Raw genomic sequence first — 18208 nt, 5'->3', positions numbered from 1 at the left:
TAGACTAATCAGGACCAACTGAGTTCCGTGTCGAGAGAATTAAGATGAGTGCCAACCATAATAACATAACGACAGTTGGTGTCGGTAAAAACAATCTAGGTCTTGAGACCGTGGATAGTTTTTACAGTTCATCTTTTGATGCTTCATTTGGACATGAAAATGAATTGGTTGCTCTCCATTTGGATGATCTTCTTCCAGATGAATCTGGTGCTGTTGTCCTTTTTGCGGGCGAAGGAAATCAAGTTTATCTTGAGACGTTAGAGATGGTTATATCCAGCGGTATCTCTACGACACATATTACAGCTTCAGGTGTCGATGTGACTGGTTTGAACGTATATAATTTTGCAAGTGGGCTTACGCTTTATAGTGAGAGCGAAGTTATAATTCAGACAGAAGTCTAATATTTTTATAAAAGCCAATGGTTACTGTTGTTACTGGCTGATACTGCCTTCTTTTTAAATGAAGCAATGGTTGGATATTATCCTAGATAAATTTTGAACCTGTCTTTAAATCGTTTTAGCGGCGGCTAGGCGTGGGCTACTGGCTATCCAAATTACAATATATTGTTTTTTATGATTGAATAAACTCGCTCTGACCATGCGGGCTTGAGCGGTGATGACTTTTCCTGGGACAACTCTGATAATACGAGCATCTAGGTGTTGTACGACGGTCTGCATTAATTCATCTAAACCGCTTTGTAATAATCCTTTTGTTCTGAGTTGAAAGAGCTTGGTTATGTTTGATCCTTCAAGGGCTATACTGGTCTCTCCTAACCAGTTGTAAAAAGCATTATTGCATGAAGCGATGGTCATGTCTGATGTTAGTAAAGCTGCGGGGCTTGGGCTGGCCTCAATAATTGAAAGAACAGTATTTTTATGGGTGTCTGTTTCTGCAGCGGCGAGGTGCCGCTCTGCAGATATCATGCAAAATACTCTTAAAAAAGAAGAGAAATTGGGGCCTTGATAGATAGTTTCAAGCTTCCCAATAAATTTTCCGATTTTTAAATCATGATCATTTGCAACTTGTTCAAGGGCGCGCCAAAAAACCGGCTCCAATCTTATAGAGTAACGTTTTTTATTATATTGCACGACCCTAGCTTTCGGGCTTTGATCTGCAAAGTTAACCGGCAATAAGGGTTTTGGCATAATCCTCTGATTATTTTAGTTTAATTCTCAATACATATTTTTAAAGATCACAAACCTTCGTTTAGTCTATACTCTTATAGGGAATGGAATTAAATGATTATCGAAGTATGGTTTCGTTACGGGAGAAGAATCTCGTCGTTTTCTCCCACTATTCCACCAAGATCAGTTAATTTACTACGCAGTGAATAGCGTTGTGAAAGCTTACTTTGCGCTGCTTTTGGAAGGTCAGTCATCATTAATACGCGTTTATCTATCAGCGTGGTGATGAGATCTTCCAAAACCCGGATCATTTCCATGTCGGAAGCTGCGAGTTCTTGATGAATGCCTCCATCTTCGGGGAGGGTTTGACCTATTTGTGCAAGGAAGGCAACAAGCTCAGGAGAATCTGTTTCTATAAACTCTTTAGCAATTTCCGTTTCTGCGTCGTGCAGTCCAATGATATTTCCATCATTTGAGCGTGAAACGTAGGGCATAAAATCTCCTTGGGGGCTGATGAGCTATAAGTATAGGAACAGTCCCATGTCATAGGTGGTCGCCATAATAAATACTATCGTATAAATGAAATACGGATGGTGTTAAAATTAAGGTGAAATGGTTAATGAGAGGTAAGTATGAGGCTTATTTCGTGAAAATAATCCAGATAAATCAAAGTTTCATTACTTTACTGGTTTCTGGCTTTCCAAAAACCGAACTTTTACACTTAAATTTAAAAACGCTGTTATGAATTTTGTATGACATTGATATCTTATGGAGGGAGCGTGGTGGGACGATGTCTTGATGAGGACATATTTGAGAGACATGATTTAAAGGAAATTGAGTTCAAATAATAAAATTTTTTAGCTTTAAATTCGGGGAGAGAAGAATGCGCTCGTTATCTTTATGGGTAAAATATCTGTTTGTTGCCGTTGGCCTTATGTTTGTGAGTGTTAACTCAGTTAATGCTGGCGCACTAACGGGCGTGCAAGATGTTAAACTGAATGTTTCTGGATTGGGGCATTATAGTAAGCAATGTGGTTTGACACGGGAAGTTTTTGAGAGAGCTCTGTTTGGAGGTTTCCATGAAGGTGAGATACGCCTTACAAATTCATCTTCTTATTGGTTACACATGCAAGTCACGACAATTATTTTTGAAAATACAAATTGTGTGAGTAATGTTGAAGTAACTCTTTATGCAAATACGAGGTATTTTAGTCCTGGTACGCAGAGTGAGCAGATCGGTCGGGTTGAGCTGTGGCGTAATGGTGGTCTTTATAGCTCGGTGTTGGATACGCACCAGATCCAAATCAACAGTGCGCTTCGTAAAATCGGTCTGAAGTTACGTGAAGCATGGCTGAAAGATAAACCCTAATGTTTCCTGATTGTATTCATGTTAACTGAGAAAATTAACATCTAGCTAGGGAATGACAAGTAAAATAGATTCTTCTGTTATAACTTTATGTTAGGGCATAGACGGTAATTATATCACGAGTGTTTGTGACATTTTACTAAAATAAAAATTTCAAAATAAGCTTTTATCTTCTGTGATTCTTTAAAAGGCACAAAGGAATTTAAGCTATATAATTGAGGAAAGGTATTGTATGGACAGTTCTAAAAATGACGTTCCAAAATTTTACCATGATTTTAATTTCATGGATTCTGGTGACGCACGTCCTCTAAGGATTTTATCTGAGTATTTTGGGCCGCAACAACGGTTCGCAGAATTCAATGTTGATGATACAATTGTCTTTTTTGGCTCTGCACGTATTAAATCAAGAGAGGATGCCGAAAAAGCTTTGGCTGAAGCCGAAGCAACCGGCAAAGGCGAAAAAAAAGCCAAACAAATGATGCGACTTTCACGGTATTACGAGGAGACTTGTGAACTTGCGCGCCGTTTTACGGAATGGTCGAAAACGCTTGCTGATGATGAGCGTAGGTTTGTCGTCTGTACTGGCGGTGGTCCCGGTATTATGGAAGCTGCGAATAAAGGGGCCTCTGAGGGAAAAGGGGTCAATGTTGGCTTGAATATTTCATTGCCTTTCGAGCAAAGCGAAAATCCCTACATTACGCGAGAGCTTGCCCTGGAGTTCCATTATTTCTTTATGCGTAAGTTCTGGTTCGTGTATCTGGCAAAGGCAGTGCTTGTTATGCCTGGCGGGTTTGGTACCCTCGATGAGTTTTGTGAGCTTTTGACTTTGATCCAAACTCAAAAAATCGAAAAAAAGATGCCGATAGTTCTTTACGGGGCGGACTATTGGAACAAGGTTGTTAATTTTGAGGCGCTCTGTGAATTTGGCACGATAAGTGAGGAGGATCTTGATCTTTATCTTGTCACGGATTCAATGGATGAAGCGTTTGAGTATGTAACCAAGGGACTGATCGAAAACGCTCTGGAGACACCCGGCCCGATGCTCTAGTGAGGTAGCAAAAAATAAGATTCTTTATGACAGGCCTTGCTTTTGCGAGGCCTGTAGCGTTTTTAAAGAATTTTCTATAATTGATCTAACGGGTATTTTGGAATTAGGCGTTCGCAAATTTTGTTCGTCATAGTTTTGAAATTAAATGTAGTTTATTGGATGGTATGAATAACCTTACGGATCATTTTTTGTATGTCGCAATTCTGTTTATGGCTCTTTGGTGAATAAATGATAATAGTTTTATTATAAGTTATTTCTATAGGTCGCATACAAACTATCGATTTGATTAATAAATTTATACTATTCAAAATATCACGGTGTGATCGTGTGGGTAATAAAATTCCCTTTAAACCTATGATGTGTTTGAAAAATGTTGTAAATTGGCAAGTAATTGCAAATAATTGTTGATAATTTGATAAAAATACCACAAATTGTGAAAAGGAAAAGTGTGTTGCGTAATATGACAGTTTTGTGAAAAACATCTTGCGGGTGAAAATATCAAAACGTTATAAGTTCGGAGCGTTTTTTTTTAGGCAAAATCTACGAAACGGGTAAGGCTTGAGGCAAAAAGCGTAGAAACATCATAACACATAAAAAATGAGGTAAGTTACAGCGTGTCTGGTTTTGACCTATTAATAAAAATAGCTGGTGGCGTTGCTCTATTGCTGTGGGCGACAAGAATGGTGCGTACAGGGGTGATGCGGACCTATGGTAGCCAGTTGCGCCGGTTTCTTGGATCCGCAACAAAAAATACAGTATCCTCTTTTGGTATGGGTATCGGTATGGCCGGTATCTTACAAAGTTCAACTGCGACAGCGCTGTTGACGGTTGCCTTTGCAAGTAAGGGGCTTATCGCCATTGCACCTGCTCTGGCTGTGATGCTGGGAGCTGATGTCGGTTCCACTCTGGTTGTTCAGGTCTTGTCTCTCGATGTATCTTGGCTCTCGCCCGTACTCATTTTGATCGGCCTTATTGCGTTCACAACACGCCCGACAATGACATTAAGGCACCTCGGACGGGTTTTTATCGGCCTTGGATTAATGTTGCTCTCTTTGAAATTAGTCGTGGCTGCATCAGAACCGATGCGTGATAGTGAAACTCTTCAAAATATACTTGTTCCTCTGTCTCAAGAGCCTGTTATTGCTGTGATACTTGCAGCTTTGATAACCTGGATTACGCATTCTTCAGTGGCAATGGTTCTCTTGATCATGTCCTTAACCGTTGCAGGCGTTGTTCCAATGGCTCTAGGGTTTACGTTGGTTCTTGGCGCTAATGTGGGCGCCGGAATTGTTCCCTTCGCTTTAACGATGGGTGAAACGCCGGTTGGGCGCCGTATTCCCTTGGGAAATTTATTATTTCGCATATGTGGTGTCCTTTTGATATTACCGTTTATGGGTATGGTGACACCCTATATTTCTGAAATAAGCGGAGGTGATCTCGGTCGCCAAATAGCCAACTTCCATACAGCATTTAATATCGTTTTAGCTCTTGTGTTTCTTCCTTTCATTGGTGTTATGACTCGTTTGATGGAACGTGTACTGCCTGACCGACCGGGTGAAGCCAATGATCTCAAGCCAAAATATCTTGATGAAACTGTGATTAACACGCCGACCGTTGCTGTTGCTTGTGCCACCAGAGAGCTATTGAGGCTTGCTGACGTTGTGGAGAGCATGCTTGGTAAGGTTATCAAGGTTTTTGAGACTAACGATCCCAACCTGCTAACAGAAGTAAGCAAGCTAGACGATCAGGTGGATGAATTGCATGAGGCCATCAAGCTCTACCTGACACAAGTTAGCAAAAACAAGCTGAATCAAGAAGATTCAGCGCGGTGTGTTGAGTTGATCGCCTTTACGACAAATCTTGAACATATCAGTGATATTATCGATAAGAACCTTTTGGAAATTGCCAACCAGAAAATCAAAAAGCGACTAGAGTTTTCGGAGCAGGGTTGGAAAGAGTTGGTTGAGCTTCATCAAATGGCTTTGGATCAAATGCAACTTGCTATGACAGCATTTGTCTCAGGTGATGTTGATATCGCGCGTCAGTTGATTGCCGGTAAAGAAAAGTTCCGGGCAATGGAGCAAGCTGGTGGGGATAAACATTTGGCGCGTCTTCGGGAAGGTCGTATCGAATCAATAGAATCATCAGCTCTCCATATCGATATGATCCGAGATTTGAAAAGAATTAACTCTCACCTGACTTCAGTCGCGTATCCTATTTTGGATGCGAGCGGAGAACTTCATGAAAGCCGCCTGCGTGTCCGGCCTCATGCTGAACGACATTCTGTAGAGGTGAGTAATTAATCCGGCTTGCCGGAGGTTAAGGGAAGCCGTTGGCAGGATGGCTTCTCGTTTGGAAAGAGTTCGTAATTTTGTTTTAGAGAATTACGGAATTGAGTAAATATTGAACACTAAGTTTTTGAGTAACAAAGGCTTAGCATAAATGTAACAAAGTGCCGCTATAGACGGCACAGTACATAATGACCGAATAGGGTGCCTTAGAGAAAAATCTCTTAGGACGATCAAACTGAGGAGCGTGAAAGTAATGAAGAAAGCATTTTCGACTAAACTACTAGGTGGTGTTGCGACAACTATTGCTGCATTTGGCATATTGGCTGGTAGTGCTTCTGCGGATGAGCTTACTGTCTATACTGCTGTGGAAGCGGAAGATCTTAAGCGTTATGCGGCTGCGTTTAACGAAGTACACCCTGATATCACAATAAATTGGGTTCGTGATTCCACAGGTGTTGTTACTGCCAAACTTCTTGCAGAAAAAGACAATCCACAAGCGGATGTTGTCTGGGGTCTTGCTGGATCAAGCCTTCTTCTCATGAAAAAAGAAGATATGTTTGAAACTTATGCACCTGTCGGGGTTGATTTACTCGACAGTCGTTTCCGTGACAATTCTGCAAATCCTGTGTGGGCTGGTATGGATGCATGGGTTGCTGCTGTTTGTGTCAACACAGTTGAAGCAGAAGCAAACAATCTTCCAATGCCAACTTCATGGGCTGATTTGACCAAACCAGAGTACAAAGGTCACGTTGCAATGCCGAACCCTGGTTCTTCTGGAACAGGATTCCTAGATGTTGCAAGCTGGTTGCAAATGTTTGGTGAAGAAGATGGTTGGGCGTTTATGGATGACCTGCACGAGAATGTCAGCCATTACACTCATTCCGGCTCTAAGCCTTGTAAGCAAGCTGCTGCTGGTGAAGTGTCAATTGGTATCTCATTCGCTTTCCGTGCTGCCAAATCCAAAAACCAGGGTGCACCATTAGAAATCGTTATTCCAACAGAGGGTGTTGGTTGGGAAATGGAAGCTGCTGCTATTGTTAAAGGCACAGATAAACTTGATTCAGCTAAAAAGCTGATGGATTTCTTGGTTTCAAAACCTGCGATGGAACACTATAATCAAGGTTATGCTGTTGTGGCGATGCCTGGAGTTTCCAAGCCAATCGAAAATTACCCTGCAAACATTACTGATAGTATGATTGCGATGGATTTCGAATGGTCTGCGACCAACCGTGATGCGATTCTTGCGGAATGGACAAATCGTTATGATTCAAAATCTGAGCCAAAATAAATCTCAGTTTGAATCGTAAGATTTCATAATTCTGAACCCGCTCTGCAACACAGGTTGGAGAGCGGGATTTCAGAATGTAATATCATGGAACAACACTGAGATAACAAGTGTCAGAAGAACCGTGTGTTTGGAAGAGCAATGTTTCTTAGTTATTTTGAACATCAGCGCCCCTAGTTTTGTGAATATTATTGCCCATAGATCTGAGAGTTTGTGATCTAAGGCTTTATCCTATTTGCTTGACGAGAGACGCTGTTTGCAAGAAGAGCACAGGTGAACTGTGCCATTTTGCCCCTTGAGAGGAATGGCGATGAGCGCAAAAGAAATCGGTACTGAGACCGGGCGGACTCCTTATTTAACTACATCTAATCTTACCAAAATGTTTGGTGATTTTACTGCTTTATCAGACATCACATTGGAAATTTACGAAGGTGAATTTGTCTGTTTTCTTGGTCCATCAGGTTGTGGAAAGACAACCTTGCTGCGAGCCATTGCCGGGCTTGATATTCAGACCTTTGGTCATGTTACCCAAGCGGGGAAAGATGTCTCTAATTTACCGCCGAGTGAGCGTGATTTTGGAATTGTATTCCAATCCTATGCGTTGTTTCCAAACTTGACTATCCGCAAAAATATTGCCTACGGATTGGAAAATCGGAAGTTACCAAAAGCAGATATTGAAAAGCGGGTTGCAGAACTTCTGGAGCTTGTCGGACTTACCGACCAAGGTACGAAATACCCAGCACAGTTATCTGGTGGCCAACAACAGCGGATTGCGCTTGCACGAGCGATTGCCACAAATCCCGGTTTGTTATTACTTGATGAACCGCTTTCTGCGCTTGATGCAAAAGTTCGGACACATTTACGTCATGAGATCAAAGAACTACAGCGGACGCTTGGTGTGACAACGGTGATGGTGACCCATGACCAGGAAGAAGCCCTTACCATGGCTGATCGTATTGTGGTGATGAATGATGGTGTTATTGAACAAGTCGGTACGCCCCTAGATATATATCGTAATCCGGCATCTGCCTTCGTTGCTGATTTTATTGGAACGATGAACTTTATCCCCGGAAAAGTGAATGGCAGTAATACACTTAAAATGGGTAACGTCGATTTGAATTGTGACCCAGAGAATATTACCGAAACGGGTGATATTATGGTGGCATTTCGTCCAGAAAATCTTTTGGTTCAAGAAGGCGATATTAATCTGCCGAACTCTTTTGAGGCCGAAGTCAAATACATGGAATTCATGGGAGCATTTTTCCGGGTCGACCTTGTTAGTCAGCAGGCGAATGGCAATGCACATATTAAAGGCGATTTTTCAATTAACATGGTCCGTCGTACAGGCGTTCAAGTTGGTGATACCATTAAAGTATCTATTCCTCAGGACAGAGTATCTGTATTTCCGGGAGTAAACTAAGATGGCGGATGTGACAAACAACTCTTCCATGCGGGTGGTAAAGGCTAAAGCCAGTCGTGATGACTGGACGATGCGTGGTTTTATGTTAATGATCGGGGCTTATCTACTTATTGCCCTGGCATTTCCTCTTTACACAATGCTCTCGAAATCTTTTGAAAACAAAGACGGCGTGTTCATTGGTTTTGACAACTATATCAAATACTTTTCGACACCGGCCCTTTTCAACTCAATTGAAAATTCGGTGATTATTTCTGTGGTGACAATGGTCATTACAGTAACGTTGGCGTTTATCTATGCCTATGCCCTGACCAGAAGTTGTATGCGCTTCAAGGGCTTCTTTAAGATCATGGCGATGATCCCCATCCTGGTGCCGTCGCTATTACCTGGCCTTGGTTTAATATACATGCTTGGTAATCAAGGGTACTTGAAGAAGCCACTCGTTAAGAAACTGGGAGAATTTATTGAATGGGCATTTGGTTCTGATGCTCTGGCGTTTATGATGCCTTATCTCAATTCATTGAAAACGTTCCTCGTTAGTATTGATATTTACGGACCAAAAGGCATCGTGATCGCGGAAGTATTTTTTACTTTCCCGCATGCTCTTTTGATTATTATGACAGCTCTGGCCATATCAGATGCAAGGCTTTATGAGGCGGCGACGGTTCTTCGGGCCCCGAAATGGAAGATATTCTGGACGGTAACTTTGCCAGGTGCCCGGTATGGTCTTATCTCCGCAGCTTTCGTTGTCTTTACCCTCGTGATCACTGATTTTGGTGTGCCAAAGGTGATCGGCGGGCAGTATAACGTTCTGGCTGTGGACATCTACAAACAGGTTATTGGGCAGCAAAATTTCTCTATGGGGGCGGTTGTATCTGTTGTCCTTTTGATTCCGGCGATCTTTGCGTTTTATATTGATCGTCAGGTTCAGAAAAAGCAGGTTTCACAACTGTCTGCGCGCGCTGTACCTTACGAGCCTAAGCCGGACAGATCATTCGATATCTTGATGATGTCCTACTCAAGTTTGATTGTATTGATCATTGTGACGATCCTTGCGACATGTCAGCTTGCTGCTTTGGTTAAGTTTTGGCCGTATAATTTGGAGCTGGGTCTTCAGCACTATAACTTTGACCTCATGGATGGCGGCGGCTGGGATGCTTATTACAATTCCATCCAGTTGGCGTTATGGACTGCTGCCGTAGGGACCAGTATCGTTTTTACCGGTGCCTATATGGTTGAAAAGGGTCGGGGATTTGGTGCTGGACGTACCGCATTTCAATTCCTGGCGATGATGCCGATGGCTGTTCCGGGAATGGTGTTGGGTCTTTCCTACATCTTCTTCTTTAACAACCCGGATAACCCGTTCAACTTCATTTATGGAACGATGGCGATTTTGGTGGTTTCCACGGTAACGCACTTTTATACCGTGGCTCATTTAACCGCGATGACGGCCTTGAAGCAGATGGACAAAGAGTTTGAATCGGTTTCACAGTCTCTTCAGCAGCCCTTTTATAAGATGTTCCTGAAGGTAACAGTGCCAGTTTGTACGCCAGCGATTTTGGAAATCGCGATTTATCTTTTTGTGAATGCGATGACCACTGTTTCTGCGATTGTGTTTATTTATTCCTATCATACTCAACTGGCATCAGTGGCTGTGTTGAATATGGATGATGCTGGTGATATTGCGCCAGCAGCAGCAATGGGGATGATGATTTTCTATACCAATGCGGGCGCGCGTATCTTGCACACAGTTGTCTCTAAAGTGCTGGTAAATAAAACTCAGGCGTGGCGTCAACGTTAGGTTGGATCATTAGGTACGGCTGTTATAAAGACGTACTGGTTTTGTAAGTGGCTGGTAATTGAAGAGAGCGAGAGTTGATCTCGCTCTCTTTTTTTGTTCCCCATATGAATTGATGATACCGTTTAAAAAAATGAACCTCGAGGGAAAAATGCTCACACCTGTCCAAGTCGTAGAAAATCAACTGATTGCCTACAATAATCATGACATCGAAGCCTTTTGTGCGTGTTTTAGTGATGATGTGAAGGTGGAGTTATTGATCGAAGGGGAATTGCTGTTTGAGGGCATGGAAGCTTTTCGTGCTACTTATGCTGAGCGTTTCAGTAACCCGGGGTTACACGCCAAGCTCATAAATCGAATTGCGCAGGGAAGGGTTGTAATTGATGAAGAGGAAGTTACGGGGCTTCCTGACTTTGAAGTTCTGTATGTCGTTGCGATCTATGAGATAGAGGGTGGCTTGATCCAAAAGGTTCGATTTGAACGCGTGTGATTTATCATAGATCCATTCGTAACCTTTACATCTCAGGGCTTTGAGATAAATCGCTTTTAAACGTACTTGTTTTATTAACTTATAATTGGCTAAAATTATGTATAAACAATGTTCGGGTTTATGGTTTATCTATGATCATGGGGGTTCAGATATAAACTATGCATATACTATTGGGTATTCTTGCCGTTCTCGGGGGGATCGCCATTTTTATCTGGCGGGTCAGGGCGACTGTAAACACAGCAAAAGATCTTGTCGAAGCTGCTGATGATATACATGCCGCAGCTCGACGTTTTGGACACAACCGCAAAACAAAAATAAATCCACTTGAGACGATCGAAGACAGCAGAGTTGCGGCCGCGGCAATAATGGCGGCTTTTGCGCGTATGGATGGGGATTATACCCGTGAACAACTTGTTTCTATAAAAGACGAATGCCTGCAGGTTTTTGGAGCGAGCGAAACCGAAGCTGTGGAAATAGCAGGGCAAAGCCGTTGGATAATGGAGCAATCTGCCAATCTGGACGAGGCAATTCGAAAATTAAGTCGTGTCCTGCGTCGTGGCTTAAGCGCTGAGGAGAAAAAACAATTTTTATCGATGGTAACTCGTGTCGCTTCAATCGAAGGTGATGGTATGAGTGAGATACAACAGCAAAGCTTAAGCCAGCTCAGTCGGCAAATAACGTGAATTTGTTTTTATAAGATGACACCTGATAACAAACCTTGCCCGTGTAATTCTGGGCAAGCTTATAGCAATTGTTGTGAAATATTTATTGTTGGTAATGAGTATCCAGAAACGGCTGAACAGCTTATGCGGTCACGGTACTGCGCCTATGTTGAGGAAGAGATTGCGTATCTCAAGGAAACACTATGGCCAAGATACCAAACAGATTTTGACGAACTTGGTACTCTTTTACGCGCAAAAGATAGCCGTTGGTTAGGGCTTGATATTGTGGAAACATGCCAGGGAACAAAAAAAGATAAGGAGGGCATCGTCCTTTTTATTGCCCGTTCTGTGATTGGTGGAATTGTTAATGAGCAGCGTGAAAAAAGCCTTTTCCGTCAAAAATCTAAACGATGGTATTACGTCAAGGCTTTGCCAGAATAAACGTCAAAGTGTCTGTTTTAAGAGAAAATCTCGACCTTGAACTGTTCTTTTCGAAATGTTTTGGCAGAGATGGAATCAAACCCCAAATGCTAAAGCATAAGTGGCCAAAACCATTACGATGATGAGAAGAATTGCGAAAGAAAATCCACGGCGCCATTGTGGGGCAACGTGACGGAGCTCTAAAAAATCAAGTAAAAGCAGACGGCATTTGAATAGGGTTGTTAGCATTAGTATCGCAACAGAAATAAAGCCAATTGATACCACTACTTCACCTGTTTCAAATACCTCGCCACTGAGCATACTGATTATCGTTAAACACGACATTAGAACCCAGGTAATTAAAAGACGAAATATGGGTGTTTGTTTTTTGTTAAATATGAGTTGCATGGATTACCTTACCAAATAGAGAATGGGATATAGGATCAACCAAATGAGATCTACCATGTGCCAAAAGGCACAGGCTGTTTGAATATTTTCTCGCCTGTTGTAACAACTGACCAACCCAAGAAGTAGTAACCCAAAAATTACATGTGCGGCATGAAAGCCTGTCATGAGATAAAATAGGGTATAAAAGCTGTTGGTTTCTATTGAGATTTCCAAAGCGGCCTTTTCGCTGTATTCGTAAAATTTCAAGACGAGAAAAACCAACCCAAGGGCTGCGGTCAGTGATAAGAAAACGCGAGACAAAAAAGCTTTATTATCCTTGCTTGCCTCGTTTGCTAAGGCAGCGAATAAACCGCTGGTGATGAGGGTAAGAGTGTTGAGGCCACCAATCAGGCGATTGAGTTGAGCTTGGGAGTTAATGAAAAGCTCTGGATTTTCTAAAAATTTTACGCAATATCCAGCAAGTAAGAGACCAAAGACCATCAATTCGCTAATGATCAATATCCACATCATGGGATTACCTGGAAGCGCATCCAGAGGGCCCCAGGCACTTTGATCACTTTCCTGTCGATCAGTGATTTGGTCGGAATTTGTGAGGGGTGGCTGTTCCCTGTTTGCTGGATTGGAGCTGCCTTGGATCTCTTTTAAATATATTTCGTAGAAATCACTATCTTTGTCGGGTGGATGCATGAGATTGCCTAGGTTCTCTTTTTGGATGTTTGATCCTTTCGCAAAGAGAGTAGGTAGGCAATATGACATAATGCCTCAAGGAGTGCAGTATCCTTGAGGGAGTTTGTATTAATATTAGAAAAACTAAAGGTTTACTTGTTAGAGAGTTGGTAGGGATAGATCCAATCTAAAGCGAACAGCACCAAGTCTGTCTGGTATTGTGTAGGTCACAAAATTGAGCGCGTCTGCGTGGGCTAGCCCTTGCGTATTTTTTCGTGATTACGAATGACTTCATCTATGACAAAGTTGATGAATTTCTCTGAAAAATCAGGGTCGAGCTTTGCTGACTTGGCGAGATCTCGAAGACGGGAAATTTGTTTTTGTTCTCTTCGTGGATCAGCGGGTGGAAGGTCGTATTCTTTTTTAAATAAACCAACTTTCTCTGTGACCTTAAAGCGTTCGGATAGCATATAGATAAGTGCAGCATCAATGTTATCAATACTATCACGGTACTCAATTAGTTTTGCTTTAACGTCTTCGCTCATTAGTTTATTTTCCCTCTCCAACGCCTGTTGATCAACGTCTATTCAACAACGGGTGTGTTTTTTCATTTTGTGCCTCATCGCGTATTTTGTTTGCTGAATTTTGAATCGACTTCAAACTAGCTTGAAACAAATATAGCTTCTTATAAATAGGTGAGAACGTCGAGTAAAATAAGAATAATCGCAAGGGCCAAAGATTATTAAAAAAACGAAAGGTTTGACCAATTAGGGTAGTGGATGATGTCTAGTTGGGACGTTTAGATATCTGGCTTAGGTGATAAGAAATAATTTTATCCAAAGTGCCATCATTTTGCATATCGATAATTGCGAGGTTCATGGCTTGTATTTTATGAGCACACTTTGCATTTTTATTTATCAGTACATGCATAGAATTAGATAAAATGGGTAGATCAAGTGGAACAATTTTTCCCTTTAAGTTAAGGTCTTGCACATGAAGAAGACCTTCAACATATCCAAGAATTCCATAATCCGCTCGGCCATTTTGAAGCATCAAGACAATCGTATCACTTTGAGGAACCTCTATAAAATTAAGGTGCTTTTTCGCAAAGCTGTCAAATTCGTCACCTAATGATCCGCCTAGGATTATCATGCCTGATCGACCGATAAGATCTTCGCTCGAATTTAGAGGGAACTGCTTCTCTTCTTTAACGAATACACGCAATTCATCTGTGCCCAATTGCTCAGAATAGTAGTATGTTTCAGCACGTTCACTATTCCAATAAGCACCTAAAACCATATCAACTTTGCCTTGCTCCAGGTCATACATGATGCGTTTCCAAGGTTTGTCTGGAGCTATTTCGATTGATAAACCAATACGTTTTAAGGCCTCATGCGCACCGTCAACAACGATCCCTGTTAATTTTCCATCGATATCACGGTAAGAAAAAGGGTACCAATTATTGATCCCGTTACCAGAAAAAACCTTACATTGATCATCGGTATAACTACTGGAGAAGGGGAGGAAATATAGGGCAATAATAAGAGTGAATAAGGTAATTATTTTTTGGATATGGTGCGTCATGCTATTACCTTCTCACCTTAATTAAGGGGGCGTAATAAGACAGATAGATTAACATATAATGGCTCTATAACCAAGTCGTGGATCATTGATCAATTGTGCTTATCGTACCAAACGTTATGAGTTACTCGTAGCTGTTAAGCTCTGTATTTGGTCAAAGAAAGCTCGAATAACTGGTGAATCTTTCTTGTCTTTGAGGCAGGCCACATACTCAAGGCCTTCAAGCTGGACGTCGCGCACTGTTAGGCCATGTAACCTTGTATCATTCCCAAATTCACTTTCAAAGACGACACCAATTCCAAGACCGGAAGCAACGGCTTCTCGTACGGCTTCCCGGCTCCCAACTTCAAGAATTTCTCCAAGTTTAACGCCGGCACTTTCCAAAGCATTTTCAAAAATTTTTCGAGTAACAGAGCCTTTTTCTCTCAAGATGACGCGGTGGTGCGGAAGTTCCGTAATACTGATGCTTCTTCTTGCAGACCAAGGGTGATTGCGGTCGACAAAGACAATTAGAGGTTCGCGTTTCAAAGGTGCTGCGTGAATACGTCTATCTTCTTGAATGTTTGGCATGACAACAACATCAGACTTACGTTCAAATAAACCTTGAAGAACTTGCTGAGAATTCCCAAAACTCATCGAAAAGTTAATTCCTGGATAGAGTCGACTAAATGTCGCGAGCAGAGGAACGACATGGTAGGGAGCGTCGGCGGCAACACGGAGTTGCCCAGACATCAGGCCTCGTGCCGAAAGTAAGACCTGTTCTGCTTCGAGTTCTACGGCAAATTGGCGCAGAGTAACAGCATGAAGTCGTCGCCCAATCTCCGTTATTTCTATACCGCGCCCTCTTCTTTCGAAGAGCTTTACACCGTAGGTTTCCTCTAATGCTGCGACCTGACCAGACAGAGTTGGTTGCGTAACATTAAGGACATCAGCTGCTTTGGTAAAACTTCCTTCGTTGGCGACAGCATGGAATGCACGGATCTGAGCATGATTCATTGATTAAACCAATTTGTAATATATAAAGTATCGATTTGATTTATGATAGAGATTCGCGGCATATAGAGCAAGTAGTTCAAAACACAATCATGAATTATTAAGTTTGACTGTGAATACGAACTGATTTTTTTTAATAAGACGGTTGAGTATTTATCTTTTCCGATCTTTGTCTTCGGGTCAAATGAGGAGATCCTTAATGTCTGATAAGACGTCTGCTGTCGCTACTTCCCCGTCAGGTGATCCATGGCTTTTAACGCCGGGTCCACTGACAACCTCTGTAACGACAAAAGAAGCTATGCTTCATGATTTCGGATCACGTGATAAGAAGTTTATTGAAATTAACCGCCGAGTTCGCAGTAGTTTGTTGAACATCATCAATGGTCAGGATGATTTCGTTTGTGTTCCTCTACAGGGCAGCGGTACTTTTTCAGTTGAAGCAATGCTGGGAACATTGGTTCCACGGGATGGTAAATTACTGATCCTTGTTAATGGCGCCTATGGTCACCGTATGGCTAAGATCTGTAAGTACTATAATCGTGCAAACGAGATCATGGAATACCCGGAAGATCAGCCTGTCAGCATTTCTGATTTGGATGCAAAGCTAAATGAAGACAAAGATATCACGCATGTTGCCGTGATCCACTGTGAAACAACATCTGGTGTACTTAATCCAATTGCTGGTGTTGCTGAAATTGTTGAAAAGCACGGGCGTTCTTTACTGATTGATTCTATGTCTGCGTTTGGTGCTTTACCTGTTGATTCTACGAAAATTCGGTATGATGCAGTCGCCGCTTCTTCCAACAAGTGTCTGGAAGGCGTGCCGGGTATGGGCTTTGTCCTTATCCGTCGTTCTGCTCTTGAGAAAGCCGAAGGGAACGCGCCTTCTTTAGTTCTTGATCTTTATGATCAATGGGTTCAGATGGAAAAAACCGATCAGTGGCGGTTTACACCTCCGACACATTGTATCGTCGCTTTCGATCAAGCCATTCGTGAGTTTGAGGAAGAGGGCGGTGTTGATGGTCGTGGTGGTCGGTATGCATCAAACTGTAAAATTTTAGTAGATGGCATGCGCGCTCTTGGTTTTCAAACTTTGTTGCCTGATCATTTGCAAGCTCCAATCATTGTGACCTTCCACAAGCCAACTGATCCAAAGTTTGATTTTCAAGACTTCTATGATCGCCTAGCAGAGCGTGGTTATCTTATCTATCCAGGAAAACTTACAGTCGCAGACTCGTTCCGCGTTGGTTGTATTGGCCGGATGGGGAATGATGATATTCGTGATGCTCTCGTTGTGATCAAAGAAACACTTAATGAAATGGGCGTTACAAACTGCGCCTCGGCTGCTGCCTAAAACGGTAATTATGAATTCAGGAGATATCCTATGAGTACTGGTAAACTTGTTCAGGCCAACGGCCGCTTGTATAAAAGATCTGATCGTCCAATTGTCGTTGTTTGTGTTGATGGTAGTGAACCTGATTACATGGAAGTGGCAATGAAAGCTGGGCGTATGCCATGGCTTAAGAGCCTACTTAGTGGTAACACGAACACCAATTTAATTGCTGAATCAGTGGTTCCGAGTTTTACCAATCCAAATAACCTTTCTATCGTGAGTGGGTGTCCACCACGTTATCACGGTATTTGTGGTAACTATTTCTATAATCAGGAAACTGGTGAAGAAGAATTGATGAATGCGCCAAGTTATTATCGCGCTAAAACTATTTTCTCTTCCTTTCAGGATGCAGGTGCCAAGGTTGCTGTCGTAACTGCGAAAGACAAACTCCGCCTTCTTCTTGGTCACGGTCTGGATTATAGTAAAGGCAATGCAATTTGCTTCTCTGCTGAGAAATCGGACCTGGCGAACATGGAAGATAACGGCATTGAAAACGTCAATGAGTTCGTTGGGATGCCCGTACCATCCGTGTATAGCGCCGATCTATCTGAATTTGTTTTTGCAGCTGGTGTGAAGTTGATGGAAACAGTTCGTCCAGAAATTATGTATCTATCGACGACGGACTTTATTCAACACAAGTATGCACCAGAAGAAGAAGGCGCACTGGCCTTCTACGAAATGATGGATAAATACTGGGCACAACTGGATGAAATGGGTGCTGTTCTAACATTGACAGCTGACCATGGAATGAACCCAAAACACGACGCTGAAGGTAAGCCAAACGTACTATACCTTCAGGATCTTCTCGATGAATGGTACGGTAAGGACGCTGCCCGCGTCATTCTTCCAATTACCGATCCGTATGTTGTACATCATGGTGCCCTGGGTTCTTTTGCGACAGCTTACCTTCCAAAAGGTGAAAGCGTTGATGATGCTGTTAAGCGTCTTTCGCAGGTTGATGGTGTCGAGCTTGCGATATCTGGCCCTGCTGGTTGTGCCATGCTGGAACTACCAGAAGATCGTATGGGTGACATTATTATCATCTCTGAGCGTCACTTGGCTCTTGGTACGTCTGAAGATCGTCATGATCTTTCAGCTCTTGATCGCCCGTTGCGTACACATGGTGGTATTACCGAGCAGAAAGTACCTTTCATCAGTAACCGTCCAATGCCAGGGATTCCATCCGATATGCGTCTTCGTAACTTTGACGCTTTCTATTGCTCTGTAAACTACGCTGAGTAATTGGCTTTAAAGAGGATAACCAAA

General features: G+C 42.3%; 19 protein-coding genes. 12 read left to right on the top strand and 7 right to left on the bottom strand.

What is annotated here, in order from left to right; genetic code table 11:
* The first annotated feature begins 44 nt into the window (after positions 1–44).
* A complete protein-coding gene (locus ACFSKO_RS19160; RefSeq protein WP_380254687.1) occupies positions 45–401 on the top strand; it encodes a hypothetical protein in 357 nt (118 codons plus the stop codon).
* 105 nt (positions 402–506) lie between these two features.
* Here the strand turns inward: ACFSKO_RS19160 and ACFSKO_RS19155 are convergent, their stop codons facing one another.
* Together ACFSKO_RS19155 and ACFSKO_RS19150 are read right to left on the bottom strand one after the other, a co-directional pair.
* A complete protein-coding gene (locus ACFSKO_RS19155; RefSeq protein WP_380254685.1) occupies positions 507–1145 on the bottom strand; it encodes a ribbon-helix-helix domain-containing protein in 639 nt (212 codons plus the stop codon).
* A 116-nt stretch (positions 1146–1261) separates the two neighbouring features.
* Positions 1262–1618: a hypothetical protein gene (locus tag ACFSKO_RS19150; protein ID WP_380254683.1), complete on the bottom strand. Its 357-nt coding sequence runs from the start codon at positions 1616–1618 to the stop codon at positions 1262–1264.
* 389 nt (positions 1619–2007) lie between these two features.
* On the opposite strand from ACFSKO_RS19150, the gene ACFSKO_RS19145 reads away from it, so the two are divergent.
* The 9 genes from ACFSKO_RS19145 to ACFSKO_RS19105 all read left to right on the top strand — a co-directional run bounded on the left by ACFSKO_RS19145 (position 2008) and on the right by ACFSKO_RS19105 (position 11922).
* Positions 2008–2493: a hypothetical protein gene (locus ACFSKO_RS19145; protein ID WP_380254681.1), complete on the top strand. Its 486-nt coding sequence runs from the start codon at positions 2008–2010 to the stop codon at positions 2491–2493.
* A gap of 229 nt (positions 2494–2722) precedes the next feature.
* Complete coding sequence (locus ACFSKO_RS19140; protein WP_380254679.1) at positions 2723–3538, top strand: LOG family protein; 816 nt, start codon at positions 2723–2725, stop codon at positions 3536–3538.
* Between the two features lie 614 nt (positions 3539–4152).
* Positions 4153–5841 (top strand): Na/Pi cotransporter family protein, encoded by a 1689-nt coding sequence (locus ACFSKO_RS19135; protein ID WP_380254677.1) that lies wholly within the window; start codon positions 4153–4155, stop codon positions 5839–5841.
* A gap of 241 nt (positions 5842–6082) precedes the next feature.
* Positions 6083–7117, top strand: a complete 1035-nt coding sequence (locus ACFSKO_RS19130) for a putative 2-aminoethylphosphonate ABC transporter substrate-binding protein (RefSeq protein WP_380254675.1) — start codon at positions 6083–6085, stop codon at positions 7115–7117.
* A 307-nt stretch (positions 7118–7424) separates the two neighbouring features.
* Entirely contained in the window at positions 7425–8534 is a 1110-nt protein-coding gene (locus ACFSKO_RS19125) for a putative 2-aminoethylphosphonate ABC transporter ATP-binding protein (RefSeq protein ID WP_380254673.1), read from the top strand.
* Position 8535: 1 nt separating this feature from the next.
* Entirely contained in the window at positions 8536–10332 is a 1797-nt protein-coding gene (locus ACFSKO_RS19120; RefSeq protein WP_380254671.1) for a putative 2-aminoethylphosphonate ABC transporter permease subunit, read from the top strand.
* A 148-nt stretch (positions 10333–10480) separates the two neighbouring features.
* Complete coding sequence (locus ACFSKO_RS19115) at positions 10481–10819, top strand: nuclear transport factor 2 family protein (protein WP_380254669.1); 339 nt, start codon at positions 10481–10483, stop codon at positions 10817–10819.
* A 158-nt stretch (positions 10820–10977) separates the two neighbouring features.
* Positions 10978–11502 carry a hypothetical protein gene (locus tag ACFSKO_RS19110; RefSeq protein WP_380254667.1) on the top strand — a complete coding sequence of 175 codons (525 nt, stop codon included), beginning with the start codon at positions 10978–10980 and terminating at the stop codon, positions 11500–11502.
* A gap of 15 nt (positions 11503–11517) precedes the next feature.
* A complete protein-coding gene (locus ACFSKO_RS19105; RefSeq protein WP_380254665.1) occupies positions 11518–11922 on the top strand; it encodes a YchJ family protein in 405 nt (134 codons plus the stop codon).
* A 75-nt stretch (positions 11923–11997) separates the two neighbouring features.
* On the opposite strand, the gene ACFSKO_RS19100 is transcribed toward ACFSKO_RS19105, so the two are convergent.
* The 5 genes from ACFSKO_RS19100 to ACFSKO_RS19080 all read right to left on the bottom strand — a co-directional run bounded on the left by ACFSKO_RS19100 (position 11998) and on the right by ACFSKO_RS19080 (position 15552).
* A complete protein-coding gene (locus tag ACFSKO_RS19100; RefSeq protein ID WP_380254663.1) occupies positions 11998–12309 on the bottom strand; it encodes a cytochrome C oxidase subunit IV family protein in 312 nt (103 codons plus the stop codon).
* Between the two features lie 3 nt (positions 12310–12312).
* Positions 12313–12996 carry a cytochrome c oxidase subunit 3 family protein gene (locus tag ACFSKO_RS19095; RefSeq protein ID WP_380254661.1) on the bottom strand — a complete coding sequence of 228 codons (684 nt, stop codon included), beginning with the start codon at positions 12994–12996 and terminating at the stop codon, positions 12313–12315.
* A 233-nt stretch (positions 12997–13229) separates the two neighbouring features.
* Positions 13230–13520, bottom strand: a complete 291-nt coding sequence (locus ACFSKO_RS19090) for a chorismate mutase (RefSeq protein ID WP_380254659.1) — start codon at positions 13518–13520, stop codon at positions 13230–13232.
* A gap of 241 nt (positions 13521–13761) precedes the next feature.
* Positions 13762–14559 (bottom strand): substrate-binding periplasmic protein, encoded by a 798-nt coding sequence (locus ACFSKO_RS19085; RefSeq protein ID WP_380254657.1) that lies wholly within the window; start codon positions 14557–14559, stop codon positions 13762–13764.
* Between the two features lie 114 nt (positions 14560–14673).
* On the bottom strand, positions 14674–15552 hold the full coding sequence (locus ACFSKO_RS19080; protein ID WP_380254655.1) for a LysR substrate-binding domain-containing protein: 879 nt from the start codon (positions 15550–15552) through the stop codon (positions 14674–14676).
* Positions 15553–15748: 196 nt separating this feature from the next.
* Here ACFSKO_RS19080 and ACFSKO_RS19075 point away from each other — a divergent pair, with 196 nt between their 5' ends.
* Positions 15749–16903, top strand: coding sequence for a 2-aminoethylphosphonate--pyruvate transaminase (locus tag ACFSKO_RS19075; RefSeq protein WP_380254653.1), 1155 nt, complete (start codon positions 15749–15751; stop codon positions 16901–16903).
* A 30-nt stretch (positions 16904–16933) separates the two neighbouring features.
* Positions 16934–18184 (top strand): phosphonoacetate hydrolase, encoded by a 1251-nt coding sequence (phnA, locus tag ACFSKO_RS19070; protein ID WP_380254651.1) that lies wholly within the window; start codon positions 16934–16936, stop codon positions 18182–18184.
* Positions 18185–18208: the final 24 nt, after the last annotated feature.

The sequence above is a fragment of the Kiloniella antarctica genome (assembly GCF_042682825.1).
In the GTDB taxonomy this organism is placed as follows: domain Bacteria; phylum Pseudomonadota; class Alphaproteobacteria; order Kiloniellales; family Kiloniellaceae; genus Kiloniella; species Kiloniella antarctica.
This window is presented reverse-complemented; position numbering and strand designations above follow the sequence as displayed.

Bases quoted from the DNA above. Each gene is read 5' to 3' on its own strand.
- ACFSKO_RS19160 (WP_380254687.1), top strand. From the start codon at position 45: ATGAGTGCCAACCATAATAACATAACGACAGTTGGTGTCGGTAAAAAC.
- ACFSKO_RS19155 (WP_380254685.1), bottom strand. From the start codon at position 1,145: ATGCCAAAACCCTTATTGCCGGTTAACTTTGCAGATCAAAGCCCGAAA.
- ACFSKO_RS19150 (WP_380254683.1), bottom strand. From the start codon at position 1,618: ATGCCCTACGTTTCACGCTCAAATGATGGAAATATCATTGGACTGCAC.
- ACFSKO_RS19145 (WP_380254681.1), top strand. From the start codon at position 2,008: ATGCGCTCGTTATCTTTATGGGTAAAATATCTGTTTGTTGCCGTTGGC.
- ACFSKO_RS19140 (WP_380254679.1), top strand. From the start codon at position 2,723: ATGGACAGTTCTAAAAATGACGTTCCAAAATTTTACCATGATTTTAAT.
- ACFSKO_RS19130 (WP_380254675.1), top strand. From the start codon at position 6,083: ATGAAGAAAGCATTTTCGACTAAACTACTAGGTGGTGTTGCGACAACT.
- ACFSKO_RS19125 (WP_380254673.1), top strand. From the start codon at position 7,425: ATGAGCGCAAAAGAAATCGGTACTGAGACCGGGCGGACTCCTTATTTA.
- ACFSKO_RS19120 (WP_380254671.1), top strand. From the start codon at position 8,536: ATGGCGGATGTGACAAACAACTCTTCCATGCGGGTGGTAAAGGCTAAA.
- ACFSKO_RS19115 (WP_380254669.1), top strand. From the start codon at position 10,481: ATGCTCACACCTGTCCAAGTCGTAGAAAATCAACTGATTGCCTACAAT.
- ACFSKO_RS19110 (WP_380254667.1), top strand. From the start codon at position 10,978: ATGCATATACTATTGGGTATTCTTGCCGTTCTCGGGGGGATCGCCATT.
- ACFSKO_RS19105 (WP_380254665.1), top strand. From the start codon at position 11,518: ATGACACCTGATAACAAACCTTGCCCGTGTAATTCTGGGCAAGCTTAT.
- ACFSKO_RS19100 (WP_380254663.1), bottom strand. From the start codon at position 12,309: ATGCAACTCATATTTAACAAAAAACAAACACCCATATTTCGTCTTTTA.
- ACFSKO_RS19095 (WP_380254661.1), bottom strand. From the start codon at position 12,996: ATGCATCCACCCGACAAAGATAGTGATTTCTACGAAATATATTTAAAA.
- ACFSKO_RS19090 (WP_380254659.1), bottom strand. From the start codon at position 13,520: ATGAGCGAAGACGTTAAAGCAAAACTAATTGAGTACCGTGATAGTATT.
- ACFSKO_RS19085 (WP_380254657.1), bottom strand. From the start codon at position 14,559: ATGACGCACCATATCCAAAAAATAATTACCTTATTCACTCTTATTATT.
- ACFSKO_RS19080 (WP_380254655.1), bottom strand. From the start codon at position 15,552: ATGAATCATGCTCAGATCCGTGCATTCCATGCTGTCGCCAACGAAGGA.
- ACFSKO_RS19075 (WP_380254653.1), top strand. From the start codon at position 15,749: ATGTCTGATAAGACGTCTGCTGTCGCTACTTCCCCGTCAGGTGATCCA.
- phnA (WP_380254651.1), top strand. From the start codon at position 16,934: ATGAGTACTGGTAAACTTGTTCAGGCCAACGGCCGCTTGTATAAAAGA.